The 2,491-nt window shown below is 66.4% G+C and carries 2 protein-coding genes; one reads left to right on the top strand and one right to left on the bottom strand.

Annotated elements, in window-relative coordinates; translation table 11 throughout:
- The coding region (recA, locus tag Q1K70_RS08475; RefSeq protein WP_300157822.1) for a recombinase RecA at positions 1–956 on the bottom strand (956 nt) is incomplete at its 3' end.
- Positions 957–1,086: 130 nt separating this feature from the next.
- On the opposite strand from recA, the gene Q1K70_RS08470 reads away from it, so the two are divergent.
- Positions 1,087–2,148 (top strand): tRNA(5-methylaminomethyl-2-thiouridylate) methyltransferase, encoded by a 1,062-nt coding sequence (locus tag Q1K70_RS08470; protein WP_300157820.1) that lies wholly within the window; start codon positions 1,087–1,089, stop codon positions 2,146–2,148.
- The last annotated feature ends 343 nt before the right edge of the window (positions 2,149–2,491 follow it).

Here is a 2,491-nt window from a genome sequence, read left to right as displayed (position 1 = left end):
TCCTGGAGGAAGGCGCGCACGTTGTCGCGGCCCTGGCCCAGGCGTTCCGAGCCGAAGGAGAACCAGGCCCCGGACTTGTCCACGATGCCGGCTTCCACGCCCATGTCGATGAGTTCGCCCTCGCGGGACACGCCCGTGCCGTAGAGGATGTCGAAGAGCGCCTCACGAAACGGCGGCGCGACCTTGTTTTTGACCACCTTCACGCGGCAGCGGCTGCCGTAGGTTTCTTCCTTGTCCTTGAGCGTCTGGATCTTGCGGATGTCCAGGCGCACGCTGGCGTAGAACTTGAGCGCGTTGCCGCCGGTGGTGGTTTCCGGGCTGCCGTAGCCGGTCATGCCGATCTTCATACGGATCTGGTTGATGAAGATGACCGAGGTGTTGGATTTATGAATGGTGCCGGTCAGTTTGCGCATGGCGTGGGACATGAGCCGGGCCTGGCCGCCCACCTGCGTCTCGCCCATCTCGCCTTCGAGTTCGGCTTGCGGAATGAGCGCGGCCACGGAGTCGATGACGATGATGTCCACGGCCCCCGAGCGCACGAGCAGGTCGGCGATGTCCAGCGCCTGTTCGCCGAAGTCGGGCTGGGAGATGAGCAGTTCCGGGGTGTTGACGCCCAGGCGTCTGGCGTAGTTGACGTCCAGGGCGTGTTCGGCGTCGATGAACGCGGCCGTGCCGCCGAGCTTTTGCGACTCGGCGATGATGTGCAGGGCCAGCGTGGTCTTGCCCGAGGATTCCGGGCCGTAGATCTCGGTGATGCGTCCCTTGGGGATGCCGCCGATGCCAAGGGCCAGGTCCAGGCCGATGGAGCCGGTGGGGATGGCCGGAATCTTCACATGGGCGGCGTCTTCCAGACGCATGACCGCGCCCTGCCCGTGCTTGCGCTCGATGGTGGTCAGCGCGGTGGCCAGGGCTTCGTTGCGGAAATCTTCCGGGGATTGTGCGGGCTTGCGGGCCATGTCGCCGTGCTCCTGATAAAGTGTATGGGGCGCAAGTGCGGTTCCATAGCAAAATCCTTGCCGCCCGGCAACTTCAACGGGGCGCGACAAGGCGCTTGCCAGCCGCGCGGCGACGCTTTAGCTACGCCGCATGAAATCCTACCACGCCCTGGCCCTTTTCTCCGGGGGCCTCGACAGCATACTCGCCGCCAAGACCATCGCCGAGCAAGGGCTCGACGTCCTGTGCCTGCACTTCGTCAGCCCCTTCTTCGGCAAGCCCGGCAAGATCGAACGCTGGCGCGCCATGTACGGCCTCGACATCGTACCCGTGGACGTCTCCGACGCCTATGTGGACATGATGGCCGCCGGCCCCGCCCACGGCCTGGGGAAAATCCTCAACCCCTGCGTGGACTGCAAAATCCTCATGCTGCGCAAGGCCAAGGAACTCCTGGCCGAGCATGGCGCGTCGTTTATCATCTCCGGCGAAGTCCTCGGCCAGCGCCCCATGTCCCAACGCCTGGACGCGCTCAACATCATCATCCGCGACTCGGGCACCAAGGGCATCCTGCTGCGCCCCCTTTGCGCCAAGCGCCTGCCCGAAACCGAACCCGAAACCTCGGGCCTCGTGGACCGGCAACGCCTGCACGCCATCAGCGGACGCGGCCGCAAGGACCAGCTCGCCCTGGCCGCCCACTACGCCCTGCCCGAAATCCCCACCCCGGCCGGCGGCTGCCTGCTCACCGAGGAACCCTCGGCCAAACGCTTCTTTCCGCTGTTCATCCACAAGCCCGCGCCAGCGCCCGCCGACTTCGACCTGGCCAACATCGGTCGCCAGTTCTGGAGCGGCAACCGATGGATCGCCATTGGACGCAACCAGTCCGACAACGACCGCCTGGAAAAATCCCTCGCCCCCGGCGACCTCGTCTTCAAGGTCCGCTACCTGCCCGGCCCCCTCGGCGTCGCCCGACCCCTGCCCGACAGCGACTGGGACGCCGACGCCATAGCCGACGCCGCCGCCTTCGTCGCCTCCTTCAACCCCAAGGCCAAAGCCGTAGCCGGCAACGTCCAGGTCGATGTGGCCGGATTCCCCGGCTCGCCCGTGCTCGTCAGCCCCAGCCGACAGACGCCCCTCGACTGGCGGGAACCGGACTGGGAAACCGCCAAGGCGGCCAAACGGGAACGGTTCGCCATTCATGGCGTGGGAGGAAGGTAAGGGGAAAGGGAACGAGTGGATGGGATTGGAGCGCGGGCAAGGGGCAAGGGGAATGCCTCCGGCGGCCGGGGGGGATGATCCCCCCCGGTCCCCCCCACTGGCGCAGCCGGATGGGAGGGTGGTCGGTTGGCGGGAGTGCGTCGGCGAGGCCGGAATTTGCCCGGCCGATGCCGCCGCTTCGCGGCAGGCTCGGCCGGGCAAATTCCGGCCTCGCAGGCCCGTCGCCCCTTCGGGGCGAGGTTTAAAGGAATTTTACTTTTGAAAGCCTCTTAAAGGCAATCTTTCTTGAAATGCGGCGCTTCGCCGCTGGCGCCCGTGGTCGCGGAATTCGGCCGGGCGTGCC

The organism is Solidesulfovibrio sp., assembly GCF_029978005.1.
Classification (GTDB): Bacteria; Desulfobacterota; Desulfovibrionia; order Desulfovibrionales; family Desulfovibrionaceae; genus Solidesulfovibrio.
Note: the sequence above shows the minus strand (reverse complement) of the source record. Positions and strands in the feature narration are given on the sequence as shown.